22 protein-coding genes and 1 pseudogene are annotated in these 20,083 nt (G+C 70.0%); 14 read left to right on the top strand and 9 right to left on the bottom strand.

Annotation, left to right across the window (positions count from 1 at the left end):
- The first annotated feature begins 177 nt into the window (after window positions 1–177).
- The 6 genes from NGF19_RS22265 (at window position 178) to NGF19_RS22240 (ending at window position 3,740) form a co-directional block, all read left to right on the top strand.
- The gene (locus tag NGF19_RS22265) at window positions 178–951 is read left to right on the top strand and encodes a GvpL/GvpF family gas vesicle protein (protein WP_252426872.1); all 774 of its coding nucleotides are present in this window, start codon (window positions 178–180) and stop codon (window positions 949–951) included.
- Window positions 948–1,142 (top strand): gas vesicle protein, encoded by a 195-nt coding sequence (locus NGF19_RS22260; RefSeq protein ID WP_252426871.1) that lies wholly within the window; start codon window positions 948–950, stop codon window positions 1,140–1,142. The genes NGF19_RS22265 and NGF19_RS22260 overlap by 4 nt, the downstream gene beginning before the upstream one ends.
- On the top strand, window positions 1,139–1,438 hold the full coding sequence (locus NGF19_RS22255) for a gas vesicle protein K (RefSeq protein WP_252426869.1): 300 nt from the start codon (window positions 1,139–1,141) through the stop codon (window positions 1,436–1,438). The genes NGF19_RS22260 and NGF19_RS22255 overlap by 4 nt, the downstream gene beginning before the upstream one ends.
- A gap of 145 nt (window positions 1,439–1,583) precedes the next feature.
- Window positions 1,584–2,342, top strand: a complete 759-nt coding sequence (locus NGF19_RS22250; protein ID WP_252426867.1) for a hypothetical protein — start codon at window positions 1,584–1,586, stop codon at window positions 2,340–2,342.
- 144 nt (window positions 2,343–2,486) lie between these two features.
- On the top strand, window positions 2,487–3,113 hold the full coding sequence (locus NGF19_RS22245; protein WP_289736720.1) for a sigma-70 family RNA polymerase sigma factor: 627 nt from the start codon (window positions 2,487–2,489) through the stop codon (window positions 3,111–3,113).
- Window positions 3,114–3,266: 153 nt separating this feature from the next.
- Window positions 3,267–3,740: a GNAT family N-acetyltransferase gene (locus NGF19_RS22240; protein WP_252426864.1), complete on the top strand. Its 474-nt coding sequence runs from the start codon at window positions 3,267–3,269 to the stop codon at window positions 3,738–3,740.
- Between the two features lie 110 nt (window positions 3,741–3,850).
- Here NGF19_RS22240 and add read toward each other — a convergent pair whose 3' ends face one another.
- Both add and NGF19_RS22230 read right to left on the bottom strand, forming a co-directional pair.
- Complete coding sequence (add, locus tag NGF19_RS22235) at window positions 3,851–4,882, bottom strand: adenosine deaminase (RefSeq protein WP_252426862.1); 1,032 nt, start codon at window positions 4,880–4,882, stop codon at window positions 3,851–3,853.
- A gap of 23 nt (window positions 4,883–4,905) precedes the next feature.
- Window positions 4,906–5,412 (bottom strand): adenine deaminase C-terminal domain-containing protein, encoded by a 507-nt coding sequence (locus tag NGF19_RS22230; protein ID WP_252426860.1) that lies wholly within the window; start codon window positions 5,410–5,412, stop codon window positions 4,906–4,908.
- An 11-nt stretch (window positions 5,413–5,423) separates the two neighbouring features.
- On the opposite strand from NGF19_RS22230, the gene NGF19_RS22225 reads away from it, so the two are divergent.
- Window positions 5,424–5,876: a substrate-binding domain-containing protein gene (locus tag NGF19_RS22225; protein WP_252426859.1), complete on the top strand. Its 453-nt coding sequence runs from the start codon at window positions 5,424–5,426 to the stop codon at window positions 5,874–5,876.
- A gap of 37 nt (window positions 5,877–5,913) precedes the next feature.
- Here NGF19_RS22225 and NGF19_RS22220 read toward each other — a convergent pair whose 3' ends face one another.
- The gene (locus tag NGF19_RS22220) at window positions 5,914–6,345 is read right to left on the bottom strand and encodes a GNAT family N-acetyltransferase (protein WP_252426857.1); all 432 of its coding nucleotides are present in this window, start codon (window positions 6,343–6,345) and stop codon (window positions 5,914–5,916) included.
- Between the two features lie 318 nt (window positions 6,346–6,663).
- Here NGF19_RS22220 and NGF19_RS22215 point away from each other — a divergent pair, with 318 nt between their 5' ends.
- Both NGF19_RS22215 and NGF19_RS22210 read left to right on the top strand, forming a co-directional pair.
- Window positions 6,664–7,272 (top strand): superoxide dismutase, encoded by a 609-nt coding sequence (locus NGF19_RS22215; protein WP_252426855.1) that lies wholly within the window; start codon window positions 6,664–6,666, stop codon window positions 7,270–7,272.
- Window positions 7,273–7,612: 340 nt separating this feature from the next.
- Window positions 7,613–9,076 carry an FAD-binding protein gene (locus NGF19_RS22210; RefSeq protein WP_252426854.1) on the top strand — a complete coding sequence of 488 codons (1,464 nt, stop codon included), beginning with the start codon at window positions 7,613–7,615 and terminating at the stop codon, window positions 9,074–9,076.
- A gap of 66 nt (window positions 9,077–9,142) precedes the next feature.
- On the opposite strand, the gene NGF19_RS22205 is transcribed toward NGF19_RS22210, so the two are convergent.
- Both NGF19_RS22205 and NGF19_RS22200 read right to left on the bottom strand, forming a co-directional pair.
- Window positions 9,143–9,781 (bottom strand): response regulator, encoded by a 639-nt coding sequence (locus NGF19_RS22205; RefSeq protein WP_252426852.1) that lies wholly within the window; start codon window positions 9,779–9,781, stop codon window positions 9,143–9,145.
- On the bottom strand, window positions 9,778–11,001 hold the full coding sequence (locus tag NGF19_RS22200; RefSeq protein ID WP_252426850.1) for a sensor histidine kinase: 1,224 nt from the start codon (window positions 10,999–11,001) through the stop codon (window positions 9,778–9,780). Before NGF19_RS22200 ends, NGF19_RS22205 begins: the two co-directional genes overlap by 4 nt.
- A gap of 170 nt (window positions 11,002–11,171) precedes the next feature.
- Here NGF19_RS22200 and NGF19_RS22195 point away from each other — a divergent pair, with 170 nt between their 5' ends.
- The 3 genes from NGF19_RS22195 (at window position 11,172) to NGF19_RS22185 (ending at window position 14,006) form a co-directional block, all read left to right on the top strand.
- Window positions 11,172–12,260, top strand: coding sequence for an ABC transporter permease (locus NGF19_RS22195; RefSeq protein ID WP_252426992.1), 1,089 nt, complete (start codon window positions 11,172–11,174; stop codon window positions 12,258–12,260).
- Complete coding sequence (locus NGF19_RS22190) at window positions 12,257–12,937, top strand: ABC transporter ATP-binding protein (RefSeq protein ID WP_252426848.1); 681 nt, start codon at window positions 12,257–12,259, stop codon at window positions 12,935–12,937. The genes NGF19_RS22195 and NGF19_RS22190 overlap by 4 nt, the downstream gene beginning before the upstream one ends.
- Window positions 12,938–13,064: 127 nt before the next feature.
- Window positions 13,065–14,006 carry a transglutaminase-like domain-containing protein gene (locus NGF19_RS22185; protein WP_372505719.1) on the top strand — a complete coding sequence of 314 codons (942 nt, stop codon included), beginning with the start codon at window positions 13,065–13,067 and terminating at the stop codon, window positions 14,004–14,006.
- Between the two features lie 153 nt (window positions 14,007–14,159).
- On the opposite strand, the gene NGF19_RS22180 is transcribed toward NGF19_RS22185, so the two are convergent.
- On the bottom strand, window positions 14,160–14,627 hold the full coding sequence (locus NGF19_RS22180; RefSeq protein ID WP_372505718.1) for a GNAT family N-acetyltransferase: 468 nt from the start codon (window positions 14,625–14,627) through the stop codon (window positions 14,160–14,162).
- 89 nt (window positions 14,628–14,716) lie between these two features.
- On the opposite strand from NGF19_RS22180, the gene NGF19_RS22175 reads away from it, so the two are divergent.
- Window positions 14,717–15,076, top strand: coding sequence for a zinc ribbon domain-containing protein YjdM (locus tag NGF19_RS22175; protein ID WP_308288512.1), 360 nt, complete (start codon window positions 14,717–14,719; stop codon window positions 15,074–15,076).
- Here the strand turns inward: NGF19_RS22175 and NGF19_RS22170 are convergent.
- Window positions 15,063–15,347, bottom strand: coding sequence for an FAD-dependent monooxygenase (locus NGF19_RS22170; protein ID WP_252426842.1), 285 nt, complete (start codon window positions 15,345–15,347; stop codon window positions 15,063–15,065). The two genes, NGF19_RS22175 and NGF19_RS22170, sit on opposite strands and share 14 nt — an antisense overlap.
- A gap of 378 nt (window positions 15,348–15,725) precedes the next feature.
- Here NGF19_RS22170 and NGF19_RS22165 point away from each other — a divergent pair.
- Window positions 15,726–15,869: pseudogene (locus NGF19_RS22165) on the top strand (alpha/beta fold hydrolase); the annotation flags it as partial.
- 93 nt (window positions 15,870–15,962) lie between these two features.
- On the opposite strand, the gene NGF19_RS22160 reads toward NGF19_RS22165, so the two are convergent.
- On the bottom strand, window positions 15,963–18,716 hold the full coding sequence (locus tag NGF19_RS22160; RefSeq protein WP_252426841.1) for an alkaline phosphatase family protein: 2,754 nt from the start codon (window positions 18,714–18,716) through the stop codon (window positions 15,963–15,965).
- Between the two features lie 3 nt (window positions 18,717–18,719).
- Window positions 18,720–20,075, bottom strand: a complete 1,356-nt coding sequence (locus NGF19_RS22155; RefSeq protein ID WP_252426839.1) for an ABC-2 transporter permease family protein — start codon at window positions 20,073–20,075, stop codon at window positions 18,720–18,722.
- Window positions 20,076–20,083: the final 8 nt, after the last annotated feature.

Here is a 20,083-nt window from a genome sequence, read left to right as displayed (position 1 = left end):
GGAACGCGCCCACAGTGACGTGCGGAGTGCGCCGAAGGTGGAGCGCGGACGTGGTGAGGCGAAGCTGGAGCGTGCGCGTGGCGAGGATCGATCGGAAGGCGTACGGGGCGGGGCCGAGCCGGAACGCGCGCGCGGCCGTGAGAAGAGGGAGCGTGCGCGGGGCGGGAAGGAGCCACCGTGACCGCGCTGCGGTACGTCTACGCCCTCTGCTTCCCCCTCGGCGCTCCACTTCAGGAGCAGATGAAGGGGATCGGGGGCGCGCCCACCGAGGAGCTGGAGCATCACGGCCTCGTCGCTGTCGTCAGCGACGTGCCCGAGGAGGACTTCGCCGAGACGCCGTTGAAGGCGCATCTGGAAGACCTGGACTGGCTCGCCGCCACCGCCCGCGCCCACCAGCACGTCATCGACGTACTCACCGGTGTGACGACCCCGCTGCCCTTGCGGCTGGCCACTGTCTTCCGGGACGACAGCGGCGTCCGGTCGATGATCGAGGACCGCGAGGACGACTTCCGGCACGCCCTCGAACGGCTCGAAGGACGCGTCGAATGGGGCGTCAAGGTCTATATGGACGATCGCCAGACGGACACGGCGGAGGACAACATCACTGCCACGAAAGCGACTTCAGGGCGGGACTACCTCCGACAACGCCACACGCGCACCATGGCGCACGACGAACTGTGGGGGAAGGCCGAGGAGTTCGCCCGCCGTCTCCACACGACACTCTCCTCGCACGCCGAGGACGCCCGGCTGCACACCCCGCAGAGCGCCACGCTGTCCAGGGCCGCCGGGCGCAACGTGCTCAACGCCGCCTATCTGGTGGCGCGGGGGCGATCCGAGGAGTTCGTGGAGCTGGTGGACCGCACCGGGGACGACAGTCCGGGGATCCGGGTCGAACTCACCGGCCCGTGGGCCGCGTACTCCTTCACCGGGCTGACGGAGGGAGAGACGTGACCGTCGTCGAACGCCGGGAGATCGCCCTGGTCGACCTGCTGGACCGACTGCTCGCGGGCGGGGTCGTCATCACCGGGGACATCACGTTGCGCATCGCGGACGTCGACCTCGTCCGTATCGATCTCAACGCCCTGATCAGCTCGGTCAACGCACGGGTCCCCTCGCCCTGGCCGGAGGTCTCAGGGCGATGACCGACAGGACACCCGACAAGCCCCGCAACCGGCTGGACCTGGAGCCCGACACCGTAGAGCGCGATCTGGTCAAGCTGGTGCTGACCATCGTCGAACTGCTCAGGCAGTTGATGGAGCGCCAAGCGGTACGACGCTTCGACACGGGCGAGTTGTCGGAGGACCAGGAGGAGCGCATCGGCCGCACGCTGATGCTCCTGGAAGAGCGCATGGCCGAGCTGCGCGAACGCTATGACCTGCAGCCCGAGGACCTGAACCTGGACCTCGGCCCGCTGGGGCCCCTGCTTCCCCGCGACTGATCGCCCGGCCGCGCCCGATCACTGGGGCGCGGCTGCGGTCCTGGCCTGTTCACGTCGGGCCACATGATCATCACCCACTGTGCGCGGGTCGAGATTCGGCACCCGCTCATGACTGCTGAAATCCGGAATGCGAGGATGAAGCGCCATGACAGCAGGGTGGTGTATGCGCGCGATACGGGCCGCGGTGTTCGCGGCCGTCTGTGTGCTGCTCGCCGCCCTGGGCCACGTCCTGATGTCCGGGAGCGACGTGCCCGCGTGGGCGCTCACCGCAGGCCTGGCCGGGACCGCTGCCGCGGGCTGGTGTCTGGCGGGGCGTGAACGCGGACGGGCGATGATCGTGACGGTCGTGTTCGCCGCCCAGGCCGTGCTGCACGAGGCGTTCTCCTACGCACAGTCGGCATCCGGTGGCCCGGCCTCCATGAACATGAGCGGCATGGGGCACATGGGCCTCGGCCACACGGGTGCGGCCCACATGGGCGTGGACCACATGTCCATGAGCCACATGTCCATGAGCCACATGGGTATGAGCCACATGGGCATGGGTTCCATGGGCGGCATGGACATGGGCTCCATGAACCACATGCCGCAGACAGGCCCGGGCCACCTCGGCGACCTCATGAGCGGCGTCGGCTCCTCGTCGTTCGGCATGCTCGCCGCCCACCTGCTCGCCGCGCTGCTGTGCGGCCTCTGGCTGGCGTACGGCGAGCAGGCCGCCTTCCGGATCCTGCGGGCGGTGGCCGGATGGCTGGTGGCCCCGCTGCGGTTGCTGCTCGCGCTGCCCGCCACCCCCGACCGTCCGCGCGTCCACCTCCGGCGCTGCCGCTCGGACCGTGCGCCCCCGCTCCTCCTTCTCGCCCATGCGATCACTTCTCGGGGTCCACCCGTGGGGACGGCTGTCGTCTGACGACAGCGGGTCTCCCGAGGCTGCCTGCCCACCTACCGGCTCGCGCCTCGGGCCACGGCCGTACACGGCCGTCTCTCCCTTCACCGGACCGTGCCACTCTCCACGTGCCACCGGTCCGGATCACGGTTGACTCGAGAAGGACACCTGGTGACTTCTTCCGCACTGACCACCTCGCGCACCAAAGGTCCCCGAAGCGACACCTCGGCGGCGGTCGACGAATCGATCACCGCATGGGCACTGGCCGCCCGGGGCGGTGACCGGGACGCCATCGAGCGGTTCGTGGGCGCCCTGCACCGTGACGTCCAGCGCTATGTCGCCCATCTCTGCGGCGACCCCCAGGCGGTGGACGATCTCGCGCAGGACACGTTCCTGCGGGCGCTCGGCAGCCTGCACCGGTTCGAGGGGCGTTCCTCGGCGCGGGCCTGGCTGCTGTCCATCGCCCGTCGCGCGGTGATCGACAGCTACCGGTACGCCGCCGCCCGGCCGCGTCTGTCGGACGTACCGGACTGGCAGCTCGCCGTCGAGCGGGCCCAGCCCTGCGATCTGCCGGGCTTCGACGACGGCGTGGTGCTGCTGGATCTGCTGGCATCGCTGCCCGAGGACCGCCGTGAGGCGTTCATCCTCACGCAGTTGCTCGGGCTGCCCTACGCGGAGGTGGCCGAGGCCAGCGACTGCCCGATCGGCACGGTCCGCTCCCGCGTGGCCCGAGCCCGCGCGACCCTGATGGACCTGCTGGGCGAGGCGGACAAGCCCACCGCCCTCGCGGCCTGACGATCAAGGGCGATCAAGGGCGATCAAGGGCGATCAGGACAGGGTGCTGGTCACCGGACGACCCCGGTGACCGGCACCATCCCTTCGGCACCGCCCCGGTCCGCCTGGATATCCGTTCGAGCAACTCCCGGCGGAACCAGTAGGGTTCGCGCCGTGAGTGATGACAGAAGGACCGAGATCCGACCCGCGGACACCGCGGACGCGGCGGCGATCGCACAGATCCACGTGGACTCGCGCGCGGCGACCATGCCGTATCTGCCCCCGCAGACGCGCGGCCAGGACGAGGTCACGGCGTGGGTGGCGAACATCGTGCTCAAGACGTGCCGCGTCTGGGTGGCGGTGCGTGACGGGGAGGTTCTCGGCTATGCCTCCCTCGAGGGCGACATGCTCGAAGACCTCTATCTGCGACCGGACGTCCGCCGCCAGGGCATAGGGACGCGGTTGCTCGACGTGGTCAGGGAGCACAGCCCCGAGGGGCTGTCCCTGTACGTGTTCCAGCAGAACACCGATGCCCGCGCGTTCTACGAGCGTCACGGTTTCACCGTCGTCGACACCAACGACGGCAGCCGGAACATGGAGAACCTGCCCGACATGACCATGCGCTGGACCCCCGACCGCGCACACTGACCGCGCATGCCGAGTCCACCACGTGTACGGCCCGGCCTGCGACGGCCGGGCCGTACACGTACTCGTCACACGTACTCGCCGTACTTGCGGTACTCGCCGGCGAGAGGACGTCAGACGGCGGCGCGCTGCGCGTACGCCGTCAGCTCCGCGAGGAACTCCTCGCGTACGGCGGGCGCCGCCCAGGAGATCTCGATCGCGTTGCGCTGCAGACGCACCAGATCGGCGTCGGAGAGCGCGGCGGGCTCGCGCAGGGCGGCCAGGTTCTCCGCGACATAGCCCAGGAAGTACGCCGGGTCGTCGGAGTTGACCGTCACCTTCACGTCCTGGTCGAGCAGGGCACGGATCTCGGCCGCCTTCATGCCGTCCGTGACATGCGCGTTGGAGATCGGACACACCGTCAGGCCGAGGCCGCGCGCGCGGATCCGCTCGATCAGGGACGGGTCCTCCAGGGCGTTCACCCCGTGGTCGATACGGTCGACACCGATCTCCTCGACGACCTGGCGGATGTGCTCCGTCGAGTTCTTCTGGTCGACGTCGCAGTGCATCGTCAGCCGGAACCCCTCGGCGCGCGCCCGAGCGAAGACCTCGCGGAACTTCACCGGCGGGTTGCCCGCCTCGTCCGAGTCCAGACCGACACCGATGATCCACTCCTTGTAGGCGAGCGCCTGCACCAGCGTGGCCATCGCGAACTCGGCCTGGAAGTCCCGCAGGAAGCACATCACGAGACGGCCCTTGAAGTCGGTCTCGCGCTCGGCGTCGTCGAGGGCGCGGGTCAGACCGCGGATGACGGTGTCGAAGGCGACGCCCCGCGCGGTGTGTGCCTGCGGGTCGAAGAAGATCTCCGCGTACCGCACGTTCTGGGAGTGCGCCTTGGCCGCGTAGGCCGCCGCGAGGTCGTAGAAGTCCTGCTCGGTACGGAGTACGGACATCCCCTCGTAGTAGACGGAGAGGAAGCCGGGCAGGTCGTGGAAGTCGTACGCGGCGCGCAGCGCGGCCTCGTCGGCGTACGGCAGCTCGATGCCGTTGCGCTGGGCGAGCGCGAACTTCAGGCCCGGTTCGAGGGTGCCCTCGATGTGCAGGTGCAGCTCGCACTTGGGTAGTCCGGCGATGAACGCGTCCACGGTGACGGGTGCGGTGGTCATGATGAACTCCTCGGCTGGATGCGTCAGTTGGCGGCGGCGGGGTGCAGGATGTCGACGACGTCCTGGGTGTGGTAGTTGACGACACCCAGGTCGGTGACGGCGTACTCGGGGATGGCGGTGATCTCCAGGTAGATCAAGTATCCGAAGGCGGAGGGGAGTTCACAGCCGAGCGCGCGGGCGGCGGCCTCCAGGCGGTCCTCCGCGGCGGCCATCTCCTCGGGGACGAGGGCGGCGACGATACCGGCCACCGGCAGCGGCAGGAACTCCTTGATCTCACCGCCGTCCACGACGACTTGACCGCCGCCGTGCTCGGCCAGGTGGTTCACGGCGAGCGCCATGTCGGCACGGTCGGCGCCGACACAGTCGATGTTGTTGTCGTCGGGGGCGGCGGAGGAGGCGATCGCACCGGAGCGCAGACCGAAGCCGTTGATCATCGCGGTGACCGTGCCGCCGCCGTTCTTCCCGTAGCGCTCGGAGACCGTGACGTACAGCGCGTCCTGCGCGAGGTCGGCGCGGACGGTGCCGTCCACGACCGGCAGCGGTGCGGCCTGCGCGGCGCCCGGACGCGGCCCGTGCCTACGTCGACTGGTGCGAGCGCACCGGCCGCCCCGTCCTCATGGACCGCGCCGAGTCGGGAACGGCCTCCACGGCCGCCGCGCATCGCCTGCTCACCCGTCCCGACCGGCCCGACGCCGTGTACGTCGTGATGGAGAAGTTCGGCTTCGCCACACTCGCCGTCTGCCGCGAACTCGGCCTCGCCGTACCGGAGGACGTACAGATCGTGGTCGGCGCCGACGGGGAGTTCGCGCGCAGCGCGCGCCCGGAGCTGACCGCGCTCGACCTGGCGCCCGAGGAAATCGGCCGCCAGGCAGCCGAGTTGCTGATCGACGTGATACGGAACCCGGCGCGGGCCGGTGCCCGGCCCCGACACCGCCTTGTCGCAGCCACGTTGCTGCCCCGCGCCTCCACCCTGCCGGTGGTGGAGGAAGGTTGAAGAGGGCTGTGGTAACTGCCGGACGGCGCGGTGGTGTTCAGCGCCGCTCCGCTTCGAGCACGATGGTGCTCGGCAGCCTCATCTCGATGGCGTAGTCCTCGAATCCGAGGGAGCGCCAGAAGGCGATGCCTCGTTCGTTGTGGGCGAGGACATCGAGTGTCACGCGCCGTGCTGACCAGTACTCCTCGCGCAGGGCCGCGATCGCGGCGCGGCCCGTTCCCTGTCTGCGGAAGTCGCGGGCGACGAAGAACTGGCGCAGATGGATGCCGCCCTCCTCGTCGGTGCGCCACAGGGCGTAGAACGCGGGGACGTGGTCCACGGTGCCGAGCGCGGCGGTGTAGTCACCCGCGAGCCAGCGGCTCATCCGGTCGGCGAGCTGTCGGCCCCGCATGGGGTTGTCATGCGGCTGGTCCTCGATCAACTGCTCGTTCAGCGTCGCCAGTACCGGTACGTCCTCCGGTCCTGCCACACGGATGCGCACTCCCTGTTCCCCCCTGGGGTCGGCTGTCGTCGGTGCAGGGCATACGCCGTTGCGTGCAGGGCGTAGGGCATTGCTCGTAGCGCGTACGGCGTCGGGCGTGCGGGGTCGGCCGATCCGGCCGGTGCCGGGAGAGATGACGATCAGCGCTCGGAAGGACAGGACACACGTGATGCGCCTGCACAGTCGATGACTGACGGCCGACCCCGCACCCCCATGCTGATGCATAGCTGTAGTTGTTGCAAGTAGTTCGCAATAGAGGCGTAGGCTGCCCTCGAACGATCACCTACTCGAGGGAGAGCTGTGCCCATGGGCAGCTACACGCTTCCTGATCTGCCGTACGACTACTCCGCTCTCGCCCCGGCCATCACGCCGGAGATCCTGGAGCTGCACCACGCCAAGCACCACGCCGCCTATGTGAAGGGCGCCAACGACACCCTGGAGCAGATCGCCGAGGTCCGCGACAAGGACCAGATCACGCCGACGGGTCTCGTGGGTCTGGAGAAGACGTTCGCGTTCAACCTGTCCGGGCACGTGCTGCACTCGATCTTCTGGCAGAACCTGTCGCCGGAGGGCGGCGACCGCCCCGACGGCGCCCTGGCCACCGCGATCGACGAACACCTGGGCGGCTTCGAGGCGTTCAAGAAGCAGCTCACCGTGGCGACCACGTCCGTGCAGGGCTCCGGGTGGGGCGTGCTGGCCTGGGAGCCGCTCGGGCGGCGGCTGATCGTGGAGCAGGTCTACGACCACCACGGCAACGTCGGCCAGGGCACCACGCCGCTGCTGGTCTTCGACGCCTGGGAGCACGCGTACTACCTGCAGTACAAGAACGTGCGCCCCGACTACGTCACCAAGCTGTGGGACCTGGTCAACTGGACGGATGTAGCGGCCCGTTACACGGCGGCGACCGGCGCCTGACGGAACGCCTGGCAGAACATGAGCGCCGGGCCGGGAAGTCCCGTGGCTTCCCGGCCCGTTCGGCAGTTCGTGGGTGAGGTTCGACGGGGTTCGACGGAGTTCGACGAGGTTCGACGGCCCGCCCCGCTCTACTACGCCTTCCTCAACACGGGCAGCCCCCTCACCGAACAGGACAGCCGAAGGTGCGGCTCGGTCGGCGTCGGCGGCGGCGAGGGCGGGAGTGTGGTCAACTTCCTGATCTTCCCCGGTGGTTGCGGAGCGAGCGATACCATCGCGCTGATTCCGGCGCCGAGTTGGGGGCGCGCCGCCCCGAACAGCGCGTCAGCGAGGAGGGGGAGACGTGGTGGAGCAGCCGCAGCGGCGAACGGCGACGGAGGACGAGGCGGTGGCCTTCGACCCGCAGGCGCGGGCGTGGGTCACGAAAGCGGCGGCCGGGCAGGACGGTCTGGTGGCTCATGTCCCGCACCTGGACGGCGCGTTGAGAGTGGACGAGACCTCGCTCGCCGAGGACGCCGACGACTTCGGGCACCTCGTGCATCATCTCCCGGCGGCCGTGCTGCGCCCCGAGTCCACCGCGGACGTCGTCGAGATGGTCAGGTTCTGCGACGCGCACGGCATCGAGGTGGCCGCCCGCGGCCAGGGGCACTCGACGTACGGGCAGGCGCAGGTGGCCGGGGGACTGGTCATCGAGACCGGGTCGCTGGACCGGATCGGACCGGTGGAAGCCGGTCAAGTCACCGTGGGTGCCGGGGTGTTGTGGAGCACCTTGACGCGCGAGACGCTGCGGCACGGGCTGACGCCGCCCGTCCTCACCGACTACCTGGACCTGTCGGTCGGCGGCACACTGTCGGTCGGCGGACTCGGCGGCCAGGCCCACCGGTTCGGCGCCCAGGTGGACAACGTCACCGAGCTGGAGGTCGTCACCGGGGCCGGGGAGAAGGTCACCTGCTCGCCCACCCGGGAGCCGGACCTGTTCCGGGCGGTGCTCGCCGGGCTCGGCCAGTGCGCGGTCATCGTCTCGGCGACGCTGCGGCTGGTCACGGCGCCCGAGACCGTACGGCACTTCCTGCTGCCGTACACGGACCTGGAGACGTTCCTCGCCGACCAGCGACTGCTCGCCGGGGACCCGCGGTTCACGTATGTCGAGGGCATGGTCGCGGCCGACGACGCGGGCGCGTACACGACGTACGTCCTGGAGGTCGCCGCCTACGGGCCGCCCGCCGGACCCGAGCCGGACGACACCGAGCTGCTGCGCGGCCTGCGCTACGACCGGTCCGGCCCGGTGGCCGCCGAGACGCTCCCCTACCTCGACTTCCTCGACCGGCTGGCCGTGGGCGTGGCCGAACTCCAGCGCGCCGGCCTCTGGTCCTGGGCCCATCCCTGGCTGAACCTGCTGCTGCCCGGTGACCGCGCCGTCGACCTGGCGCGCACCCTGCTGGACGGGTTCGCCGGGCACGACGTCGGCCCCGGCGGCACCGTCCTGCTCTACCCGCTGGTCCAGCGCCGTCTGCACACCCCGCTGTTGCGGGTCCCCGACGACCCGGTGCCGTATCTGCTGGCCGTCCTGTGGACGCTGGACCCGGCCGACCAGGCGGCGGTGACGGCCCGGACGGCCGCCAACCGCGCCGCGTACGAGACGGTGCGCGCCGCCGGCGGTACGCAGTACCCGGTGGGGACCGTCCCGATGACCCCCGACGACTGGCGCGGCCAGTACGGCAAGGTGTGGGAGGAGTTCGCCGCGGCCAAGCGCCGCTACGACCCGCGGGGCCTGCTGGCTCCGGGCCAGCACATCTTCACCGACTGACCGGAGCCATGACGGCGCTGGGAGGCGAGGCGTCGCGCCGAGGAGTGAGCGACACCTCAGGCCTTCCTACCACCTCCGGATGAGGCCGAGTTCGGTGGCAGTGGCGACGGCGGCGGTGCGTGAGTCGACGTCGAGTTTGGCGTAGATGCGAGCCAGGTGGGACTTGACGGTTCCTTCGGTCAGGTGGAGGCGGCTGCCGATGGCCTGGTTGGACAGGCCATCGGCGACGAGGGCGAGGACTTCGGTCTCGCGCCGGGTCAGGCTGGTGGCGGGAGTGCGCAGCCGGTTCATGAGGCGGTCGGCGACGGCGGGGGCCAGCGTGGTGCGTCCGGCGGCGGCGGTGCGGACGGCGGCGGCCAGGTCTTCGGGCGGGGCGTCCTTGAGGAGGTAGCCGGTGGCGCCGGCCTCGATGGCGGGCAGGGTGTCGGCGTCGGAGTCGTAGGTGGTGACGATCAGCACGCGGGGGGCTCCCGGCCGGGCGGTGATCCGGGCGGTGGCTTCGGCGCCGCCCATGCCCTTGCCGAATTGCAGATCCATCAACACGACGTCGATGTCGCCTTCGGCGGCGCGGGTGACAGCGTCCTCGGCGGTGGCGGCTTCAGCCATCACGGCGATGCCGGGTTCGGTCTCCAGCACGGCACGGAGTCCGGCCCGTACGACGGGGTGGTCGTCGGCCAGGAGCAGGCGAACAGGGGTGTCGGTCACGGGCGGGCCTTGTCGAGTGTGGGGTCGGCCGGGTGGTCGAGGGGCAGTTGGGCGGCCAGGGCGGTGCCGTGGCCCGGGGCGGACTCGATGGTGAGGCTACCGCCCAGGGCGTGGACACGGGCGCGCATGGCGGCCAGCCCGAATCCGCCGGATTCGGGGTCGGGGACGGGCAGGCGGTCCGGGTCGAAGCCTTGTCCGTCGTCGACGATGTCCACGGCCACCTGGTCACCGAGGTAGCTGAGGGTGACCTCGGCGGTGGTGGCCTCGGCGTGGCGGACGCTGTTGGCGAGGGCGGACTGGGCGATGCGCAACAGCGCGACCTCGTGCGCGGTCGGCAGGGGTGCGGGGTCCCCGGTCAGGTGAAAGCGCGCGGTGATCCGGTGGCGGGTGCCGGTGGTGGCGCACAGGCGTTCCAGTGCGGCAGCGAGGGTGGTGCCCTCCAGGGCGGGCGGGGTGAGAGCGGCGACGAAGCGGCGGGCCTCGGCGAGGTTGTCCACGGCTGCCTGGCGGGCCTGCTCGACGTAGCGGGTGGCGTTCCGCGGAGTGTCCGGCAGGGCGCGTTCGGCAGCGCGCAGCAGCAGTTGGATGCTGGACAGGCCCTGGGCGAGGGTGTCGTGGATCTCACGGGCCAGACGTTCGCGTTCGGCCAGCACGCCGGCAGTGTGCTGGGCGGCGGCCAGATCGGCGCGGGTGGTGGTGAGTTCCTCGATCAGACGCCTACGGTGTTCGCTCTCCCGGTACAGGGCCTGGTACCCCCACACCACCGCGACCGCCACAGCGGCCCCGAGGACCGGTCCGATGACCATGGCCGCATTGAAGGAGCCCTGGTGTACGGCGAACCCGACGACGGCCGCCGCCGCAGTGGCCGTCACGGCGGCGAGTCCCGAGCGGCGGGGCAGCAGGTGGAGCTGGAGGAAGTACAGCGGGAACGCCACCCACACGGCGTCGGCGGACAGGGCCAGCAGCACCAGCCAGGCGGCGGCCATGGCGGTCAGCCAGAGTGCGGCTGCCCCGCGAGAGCCGCGTACGCGAGGCAGCGTCGGCCCGGCCGCGTAGAGAAGGCTGCAGGCAGCCGCGGCGGCGACGGTCATCGCGGCGTGTGGGCGATCGTCGGCGACAGCCCGGCCGGCGGCCAGGGCGAGCAGGGCGACGACCAGCAGGTGCAGGCACCAGGCCAGGGTCCGGGTGGTGGGGGTCAAGGCGGGAGCGGTGGTGTTCACAGTGCCTCCAGCCTAGGAAACAGCACCACACCCGGGCGTCCATCGAAAGTTACAACCGGCGGGCCGTCCTTCGGCGTGGCAAGTGCCGTCCTGGGCCAGATGCCCGTGCGGGGGCCGGCGGCGAGAGTGGGACCTACCGCTTCCACTCCATGAAAGGGCAGGCCAGAGCCGTGTACGTCGCCTGGAGAGATCTGCGATTCGCCAAGGGGCGCTTTGCCCTGATGGGCACCGTCATCGTGCTGATCACGCTGCTGGTCGGACTGCTGTCGGGGCTGACGGCCGGGCTGGGCCGGCAGAACACCTCCGCGATCACGGGCCTGCCCGCCGACAGGATCGCCTTCGGAGCGCCGGGTCAGGGCGAGAAGCTGTCGTATGCCGACTCCACCGTCACCGAGAAGCAGTGGCGGCAGTGGGCCAGGATGCCGGGTGTGAGCGCCGCCGAGCCGCTGGGCATCACCACCACCAAGGCGACAGCCGGGACCAAGAGCACCGGTGTCTCCCTCTTCGGCGTCCAGCCCGGATCCCCCCTCGCTCCCGACGGCGACAAGATCGACGGTCACGCGGCGGTCCTGTCGACCGCCGCCGCCGACGACCTCGGCGTGGCCGCGGGCGACACCTTCACTCTGGCCGGGCAGCAGGCGACCGTCGCGGCGGTGCGCGGGGATGCCTCCTTCAGCCACACCCCCGTGATCTGGGCCGGCCTCGGACTCTGGCAGGAGGCCGCACCCCCCACCGGTCACGCCGCCGGGCCGACCGCGACCGTCATCGCCCTGCACACCACCTCCGGCGCCGACATCAAGGCCGCCGACCACGCCGCGAGCACCAAGACGGTCTCCACGGACGAGTCGCTGTCCGCCATCGGTTCCTACACCTCCGAGAACGGCTCGCTGCAGTTGATGCGCGGGTTCCTGTTCGCGATCTCCGCCCTGGTCATCGGCGCCTTCTTCACCGTGTGGACCATCCAGCGCAGCGGTGACGTCGCCGTTCTCAAGGCGCTCGGCGCCTCCACCGCCGACCTGCTCAAGGACGCGCTCGGCCAGGCCGTCATCCTGCTGACCGGCGGCACTCTCATCGGCACAGGCCTCGCCGTCGGCCTGGGAGCCCTCGTCATCGGCTCGGCGGTGCCCTTCCTCCTCACCCCCACGACCGTCCTCGTCCCCGCCGCCGTCATGATCGCGCTCGGCGCTCTGGGCGCGGCCCTGTCCATCCGCCGTATCACCTCCGTCGACCCGCTGACCGCCCTGGGGAGCGCCCGATGAGCCTGGACCTGACCGACATCACCCTCACCTACCCCGACGGCGACACCCGCCTCACCGCCCTCGACCAGGTCAGCCTTCACGTACCCAAGGGCGCCCTGACCGCTGTCGTCGGCCCCTCCGGCTCGGGCAAGTCCAGCCTCCTCGCCGTCGCCGCCACCCTCATCACCCCCGACTCCGGCACCGTCACCATCGACGGCGTCGCCACCACGGGCATGACCCGCCGTGAACTCACCGACCTGCGACGCCACAAGATCGGCATCGTCTTCCAGCAGCCCAACCTGCTGCCTTCCCTGACCGCCGCCGAACAGCTCCAGGTCATGGCACAGCTCGACGGCCGCAAGTCGCGCACTGCCCGCGCCCGCGCCATGGATCTCCTTGATGCCGTAGGCCTCGTCGACCAGGCCGGCCGTCGCCCCCACCAGCTCTCCGGCGGCCAGCGTCAGCGCGTCAACATCGCCCGTGCCCTGATGAACGACCCCACCGTCCTCTTGGTCGACGAACCCACCAGCGCCCTCGACCACGAACGCGGCGCCGCCGTCCTCGACCTGATCACCCGCCTCACTCACCAGCAGGCCACCGCGACCGTGCTGGTCACCCACGACCGTACCCACCTGACCGCCGTCGACCGGATCGCCGAGGTCCACGACGGGCGTCTGCGGCTGCCCGCGCACACCTGACCCGCCGGGAAATCCGCCTCCAGGGCTACCGGGCACACGCGGCGCGGGGGTACCCGCCTGTCTGGACAATCGCGCGGAAATTTTGACACGGTGAGGTGCACCGGCCCGGGGATTCGACATGTGGCCGATGTCTTCTGGGGGTCCAGCCGTGCCATCCGTTCACCTCGCACCGGAGGCCGCCACCTTCTATACCGCGCAGAGCTCCTTCTCCGACCCCGGCGGTCTTGCCCCGCTCTATGCCGACCTACCGGATGACCCGGCTCAACTGGGCTGCCTGGCCCGTGATCTGATGGTCCATCGCCTGGAAGGTGAACGGTTCGGCTGTGCCATCCCGGAGGAACGGCTGCACAACGATGCCGAGACGCGCTATCTCGACGACATCTTGCGGATCATCATCGGGCGGCAGCACGCGCCGCTGACGCAGCGGCGTGATGTCGGTGACCGCTTCGTCGGCGTCTGCCGTGACTTCGCGCTGCTGCACTGCTCGTTCCTGCGTCATGTGGGGGTTCCCGCGCGACTGCGGTCCGGGTTCGCGGACTACGTCGGCTCGGACGGGTTCCACGGTGACCATGTGGTGACCGAGTACTGGGACGCGGAGCGGGGCTGGCTGCTCGCCGATCCGCAAATGGCCGACCCGATGGTCGTCGACACGTTCGGGATCGATTTCGACCCGATGGACGTGCCGCGTGACCGCTTCCTCGTCGCGGGCAAGGTGTGGCAAGCCATCCGAGCGGGGGAGGCGGACCCGAGGACCTTCGGGCTCCACCCGCCGCAGGAGGGGCCGATGTTCGGGCAGTGGTTCGTGGCAGGCGCCGTCCGGCTCGACCTCGCGGCGCTGAACAAGGTCGAGACGCTGCTGTGGGACGTCTGGGGCCCGGGACCGGGCAGCGACGAGGAGTTCACGGACGCGATCCGTGAACTCTACGACCACGCCTCACTGGTGGCCTGCGACGATGTCCCCTTCGACGCGGTGCGGAACCTCTTCGCGCGGAACGACGGGCTGCGCACACCAAGGACCGTGCTGTCCTTGGCGCCCTTCAACGGCCCGAGGGAAGTCACCTTCCGGTGAGGGTCCGGCCGGGGCATCGGCAGTCGCACTACGCCGACGAGGCGCCACCCTCGCCAGGACGACGTCCGCCACATCCCCGCGGCTGCCGCGAGACCGACGGCGACGGCGGGTGCCGGATCGCGGGCGCCACGGACGTGTACGCGACGCTCGGGGCTACTCCGCGTCGAGCGGCAGGGTGCGCTGGAAGACGACCATGGCTCGGCCGGGGCCGCCGTAGTCGTCGACGGTCTTCGCGTCGAAGCCGAGGCGTCGATGGAAGGCGATCGAGCCGGTGTTCCCGAGTGACGTGATCGCCTTCAGCCGCAGCGCGCCCCGGCGCTGCGCGGCGTCGGCGAACGCCGCGTACAGACGGCGTCCGAGACCCGTGCCGCGGGCGTCGTCCCGAGTGGCGATGAGGTGGACGTACCCGGTGCCGGTGGGGGTGACGAACCCGATGATGTAGCCGTGGATCCCGTCCTCGGCTCGGGCGACCAGACAGGTCTCACCGAACTCCTGCACCAGTGCTGTGAGGTGCAGGGACCGAAGGTCGCGTTCTCCCCAGTACCGGTGGTGGTCGGCGAGAACCTGATGGAGGTCGGCCGTCCCGGCCGTGGTGATCTGTGTGGGCATGACACGGATCATGGCAGGCGCCCGGTGCGGCGGTGAGGTGGGTCGGTGCTGACGAGTTGCGCAATTTCGCAATTCGGCGAATCGCTCCCTACACTGCCGCCGTGAGCGACAACCTTCCCCCCTGCCCTGAGTGCGCCGGCGTCTACACGTACGAGATGGGTGCCCTGCTGGTCTGCCCCGAGTGCGGACACGAATGGACCCCCGTCTCCGCCGAGACCGAGGCCGGTGACTCCGGTGTGCGGGTCATCAAGGACGCGGTCGGCAACGTCCTCGCCGACGGCGACACCGTGACCGTGGTCAAGGCCCTGAAGGTCAAGGGCAGCCCGAGCGGCATCAAGGCGGGTACCAAGGTCCGCAACATCCGCCTCATCGAGGACGGCGTCGACGGCCACGACATCGACTGCAAGATCGACGGCTTCGGCGCGATGCAGCTCAAGTCCAGCGTGGTCAAGAAGGCCTGACGTCGGCGACGACCACTTCGGCCTCGTCGGTGCGGCCGTCGGTGAACCGGACCCGGGCGCCGGTGCCGGTGTTCTCGTACGCGGTGCAGTGGGCATCGGTCCCGAGGTCCACCCCCGCGCGTTCACAGGCGCGGAGCAGGGTGCCGTGCAGATCGCTGCGGTGGATCACCAAGTAGGGGTAGCCGTAACGGGCTTCGAGGTCGCGCAGGTCGAGGCGGGTCAGCTCCTCGGCGTCCACCGCGTCCTTCATGACCATGTTCTGCGGCAGCACACCCAGGGTCCCGGCCCACCCACCAGGTGGCGGTCTTCCTGGAGGTCGAGGGCGCCGCACACTACCTCCCCGATCCGCAGCGAGGTGTGGCCGCCCATCGAGTTGCCGACGAACGTGGCCGGGCGGAAGCGCCCCGTAGGGCCGGCGGCGGTCGGCCTCCAGTGCGTGGCGGCGCCGGTACCCGGAACCCCGGCGACATCATCGCGACGGACCAGAAGGTCAGTACGTCGCGGTCGGGCCACCAGCGTTTGACGCGGCAGGCGATGACCGCCAGGTGACGTCGCCGGTGTCGCCCAGCAGTCGGCGTCCGGCCCGCCTCGTAGTAGCGCAGAGTGTGGTCGCCCGCCTCGACGGTGCGGGCGATGTCCTGGGGTGCGAGTCCCGTTCGAGACCTCGCTGAACCTGCTGGCGAACATCCCGGACAGCCGACTGGTGCTGCTCAACCGGTGCGGTCACTGGGCCATGATCGAGCACGCCGAGGAGTTCAACCGGCTGGTCATCGACTTCGTGGCCAACAACTGACCCTATCTGAAGGGAAGTTGGCGCGCGAGAGGGAATGGGCCCCTGGTCGGCGGTGAACGCCGGCCAGGGGCCTCTCGGTGCGCTCGTCCTACGTCAGCCGTCGTTCTCCGCCGACGGGATGAACGCGCCCGGCACGTCCTTCGGTGCGAAGATCTTGCTCTCGCCCGGGTACGGCTTCTTCCAGCCGTGCGTCTCGTACCAGGTGAAGTGGTTCATCTGCGCGGGGTTCGCGTAGTCGGGCACGGCGTGGGGCCCGGTCAGCCGCTGCTTCGACTTCCACTTCTCCCACGTCGTCACGAGGTCCTGCTTGTCCGCCGGAATCTTGGTCGACGGCACGGCCGCCGCCGCGGGGTTCTGCGGCGCCGGGGTGTCCACACCGCAGGGCGGCGGGGTCTTCAACCCGTCGGTCAGCGGCGTCCGGTTGGGCAGCACGGTGAACGGCGTGTAGTCCGGCTTGTGCGTGAAGGCGGCGCGCATGGGGCTGGCCGCGCTGTCCTTCTGGTTCATCGGGCGGACCCCGAGGATCTGCTCGATGGTCCGGATCATCGTGATCTGGGAGTAGTAGTGACTGTCGACGACGCCGTGCTTGGCCCAGGGGCTGATGATCTGGATCGGGGCACGGTGGCCGTCGACGTGGTCGAGCCCGGCCTGGGAGTCGTCCTCGAGGACGAAGATCGCCGAGTCCTTCCAGTACTTGCTGTGCGAGATCTTGTCCACGATCCTGCCGGTCGCGAGGTCGTTGTCCGCGACCTGGGCGGGCCCGCTCGCCGGGCCGCCCGTGTGGTCACTGGAGAGCCAGAACATGTTCAGGTTCGCCGGACCGTTCCGCTCGAAGTCGCGCTTCCAGATCTCGTACCGGTAGACGTCCGGGATGCTGGTGTCGAACTTCGGGAAGCCGTGCACCGACACGTCGTTGAGCGACGGGATCGGCGAGGACGAGTTGAGCGGGTAGGCGGTGTCCTGCCCGGTCGCCGCCATGTTCTTGGCGTCGCAGTACAGGTTCTGCCAGCTCGCGCCCGACGGCTTGGTCAGGAACTGCTGGAACTCGCCGAAGTTGCGTACGGACTTGCCGGCCGCCTGCGCGCCGGTCCACAGGAAGCCGGTCCGCTGGTGGCCGAGGGCGTCGTCCTCGGTGTCGTAACTGCGCTGGTAGGCACCGGCGGAGGACTCGGTGTACTCCGGGTTGTCCGCCTGCATCAGCCAGTTGTGGCCCTCGGCGGAGTTCGTGCCGATGTCGTACGTGTTGTCGTACAGGCCGAACTGCCGCACCAGCGCGTGCTGGTTGGGCGTCACGTTCTCGCCGAACTCCGCCAGCGACGGGTCGCCGTTGCCCTCGGGGACGTCACCGAGGACCTGGTCGTAGGTCCGGTTCTCCTTGACGATCATGAAGACGTGCTTGATCGTCGAAGGGTCGCCGATCCGCTCCGGCACGGGCACCGGCTTCTTCTTGCCCTTGCCCTGGGACAGCTTGACCGAGTCGCCGTTCCAGCCGTTCTGCTTGAACACCTTGGCTGTCTGCGACTTGATGACGCGATCGCTCGGCAGCGTGAACCGCTGAAGGCTCGATGTCGTGTCGTGCGTCCCGTGCCCGGCGGGGTTGTTGGGGCGACGGGCGTCGACACCACGGGTGTTGGAGACCACGATCTGCTTGCCCACGGTCGCGATCTCCGCGGGGAAGTAGTCCGTCGGGAGCAGACCGACGTAACCGACCGGCTCCTGCGGGGAGGTGTACCGGTAGACGGCGACCGCGTTGGCCCGGCCGAGCGTCACCAGCAGACGGCCGTCGTCCGTGAGGGTCACCGCGTCGGGCTCGTAGCCCACCGACGCCTCGGGCCACGGCTGGGTGGCGATGGTCTGCACGACCTTGTTCTTACGGGTGTCGATGACCGACACGTCGTTGGTGGCCGTGTTGGTGACGAACAGCGCGCCCTTCTTGGCGTACAGGGCGGTCGGGTGCAGACCGACGTCGATGCTGCCGACGGCGGCGTCCGGCTTCGCCAGGTCGATGACGCTGACCGTGCCGGTGGTGGTGGCCGCGGTCACCGGGGAGGCGGGCACCTGGGTGTTGTACGAGTTGATCGTGGACTCACCGGGCTTGGCCGGACGTCCGCCCTCGTTGCTCACGTAGAGCTTCGATCCGATCATGATCATGTCACGCGGAGCGTTGCCGACGTTCCAGCTCCGCTGGACGGCACCCGTCTGTGCATCGAGGGCGACCACCCGGTTCTGGCCGTTGACCGCGGAGTACACGGTGGAGCCGTCGGCCGAGAACACGGCCTCGCCGACCAGCGCGCGCTTGGGCCCGTCGGCCGCGATCTTGATCGACGTCGGGTTGCTGACGCTGCCGTCCGGGTTCACGGTGAACCGGGTGTACCCGTCGTTCTGCCCCAGCCACAACTGCGAACCGTCGGGCGAGTACGTCGGACCTTCCTGCCCCACGTCGTTGCCGCTGATGCGCGGCGTGGACGACGCGGAGTTGCCGACGAGCTGCTGAACCTTCCAGCTCTTCAGGTCCATGATGGCCAGCGCCGAACCACCGTCGGTGACCGAGGCCGCGAGATGGGTGCCGTCCGGGCTGACGGACGACGACATGATCTTGCCGTTGTTGATGAGCAGACGTTCGCCGTACGGGGCGATGTACTGGTCGCTGGAGACGACCTGCCCCTGCGCGGTGGTCTGGCCGACCTGGTCGGTGCCGAACTGGTGCGTCTGCGCGATCGCGGTGCCGGCGGCGACGAGGGTCCCGGCGGTGATACAGGCCGTCACCAGGGTCCGGCGGCCGACGCGTCGACCGGGAAGGCCGGAGTACTCCTTCCCGACGCGTCTACGACGGCGTGTTACCTGCATGGGTCATCCCTTCGAGGTGGGGAGCAGCTCGACATTGCCGTCGAACTGCCATAGCGGGTTCGGCGCGTCCCCGATCGGGGTCCGCACCAGGAAGTAGCCGTTCACTTCCTTCGGTCCATCGCCATCGGCCATGAACCGCCCGTCTGCGGTGACGTCGAGCTGATAGACGGCCGTCCCGGGGGCCTCGACGCCGGGCAGATGCCAGGACACGACGCAGCGCCAGTCGTTGCCCGGCCCCTGCGCGTCGGCCGTGACACTGCCCTTGTGGCAGGCCGCCGACGCCCGCACCTGTGCCTCGGTGACGGCGGGGCGATGGAGCTGGTCGGTCTGCATGCGGTAGAGGTGGGCGAACGCCGTGGCGACCGAACGCTCCACCTTGTCCTGCTCGATACCCGACCCCGAGGCCCCGCTCGCCGCCGCGACGACCGGGACCGACACGGCCAGCAGCCCGACGAGCGGCACCACGCCGAGGGTGAGCGCGCGGTGCCCCAGACCGTCGTCGGTCAGGTTGGTGAAGTCCCGCCGCAGGAACAGCAGATACGCCAGCGTCGTCGCCACCACCGCCCACACCAGGCTGACCGCGATGCCGATCAGGAGCGGGCCGAGCTGGACCGGGTCGGCGAACAGGCCGTTCCAGGCGATGAAGGCGTACCCCGGCAGCGCCAGGCGTACGGCCACGGGCAGCGGCAGCATCTGGGCGAGCTGCATCGCGAGCGCGACGAGCGCGGGCAGCAGCAGCCCCATCGGGGACCGCCCCAGCACGACGGACCCGAGCAGGCCGATCGCCGCGAGCGCCAGGGTCGGGCCGAGGACGCAGACCCAGGCGAGCAGGACCTTGCCGGCGGCGTCCGAGGCCGACAGCAGATGACCGTCGAGGCCGACCAGCGGCCGATGACCGACCGTCGCCAGCCCGCCGATCGCACTGGAACAGGCCAGCCCGGCCACGAGCAGCAGGATGACCGTGAGGCTCGCCAGCGCCTTCGCCACGAAGATCCGCCGCGGCGAGCGGACCGCCACCAGCAGATGACGCCAGGTGCCGAGCCGGTCCTCGGAGGCGAACACATCACCGGCCACCAGCGAGGTCAGCAGTGGCAGCGCCCAGGTGCCCGCGAAGCCGAGGATCACCAGCGGCCCGGCCCACCCCGTGGCGAGCATCCAGCGGCCGAAGAGCGTGTCGACGGGGAGCGTGCTCTGCTGACTCACCCCGGCGACGAACACCGCCGGAGCGATCCAACAGGCCAGGACCAGCAGCCGGATACGCCACTGCGAGACGACCTTGACCAACTCGAAGCGGTAGCCGCGCCCCACCGGGACACGGGGGGCACGCACAGCTCTGTCGGCGGTGAGCGTCGCGGTCAACTGCCGTT

The organism is Streptomyces macrolidinus, from assembly GCF_023887685.1.
GTDB lineage: Bacteria > Actinomycetota > Actinomycetes > Streptomycetales > Streptomycetaceae > Streptomyces > Streptomyces macrolidinus.
This window is presented reverse-complemented; position numbering and strand designations above follow the sequence as displayed.

What these genes read in the sequence shown, in the direction of transcription:
- NGF19_RS22255 (WP_252426869.1), top strand. Translation starts at nt 1,139, where the DNA reads ATGACCGACAGGACACCCGACAAGCCCCGCAACCGGCTGGACCTGGAG.
- NGF19_RS22250 (WP_252426867.1), top strand. Translation starts at nt 1,584, where the DNA reads ATGACAGCAGGGTGGTGTATGCGCGCGATACGGGCCGCGGTGTTCGCG.
- add (WP_252426862.1), bottom strand. Translation starts at nt 4,882, where the DNA reads ATGACCACCGCACCCGTCACCGTGGACGCGTTCATCGCCGGACTACCC.
- NGF19_RS22215 (WP_252426855.1), top strand. Translation starts at nt 6,664, where the DNA reads ATGGGCAGCTACACGCTTCCTGATCTGCCGTACGACTACTCCGCTCTC.
- NGF19_RS22190 (WP_252426848.1), top strand. Translation starts at nt 12,257, where the DNA reads ATGAGCCTGGACCTGACCGACATCACCCTCACCTACCCCGACGGCGAC.
- NGF19_RS22185 (WP_372505719.1), top strand. Translation starts at nt 13,065, where the DNA reads ATGTCTTCTGGGGGTCCAGCCGTGCCATCCGTTCACCTCGCACCGGAG.
- NGF19_RS22180 (WP_372505718.1), bottom strand. Translation starts at nt 14,627, where the DNA reads ATGATCCGTGTCATGCCCACACAGATCACCACGGCCGGGACGGCCGAC.
- NGF19_RS22160 (WP_252426841.1), bottom strand. Translation starts at nt 18,716, where the DNA reads ATGCAGGTAACACGCCGTCGTAGACGCGTCGGGAAGGAGTACTCCGGC.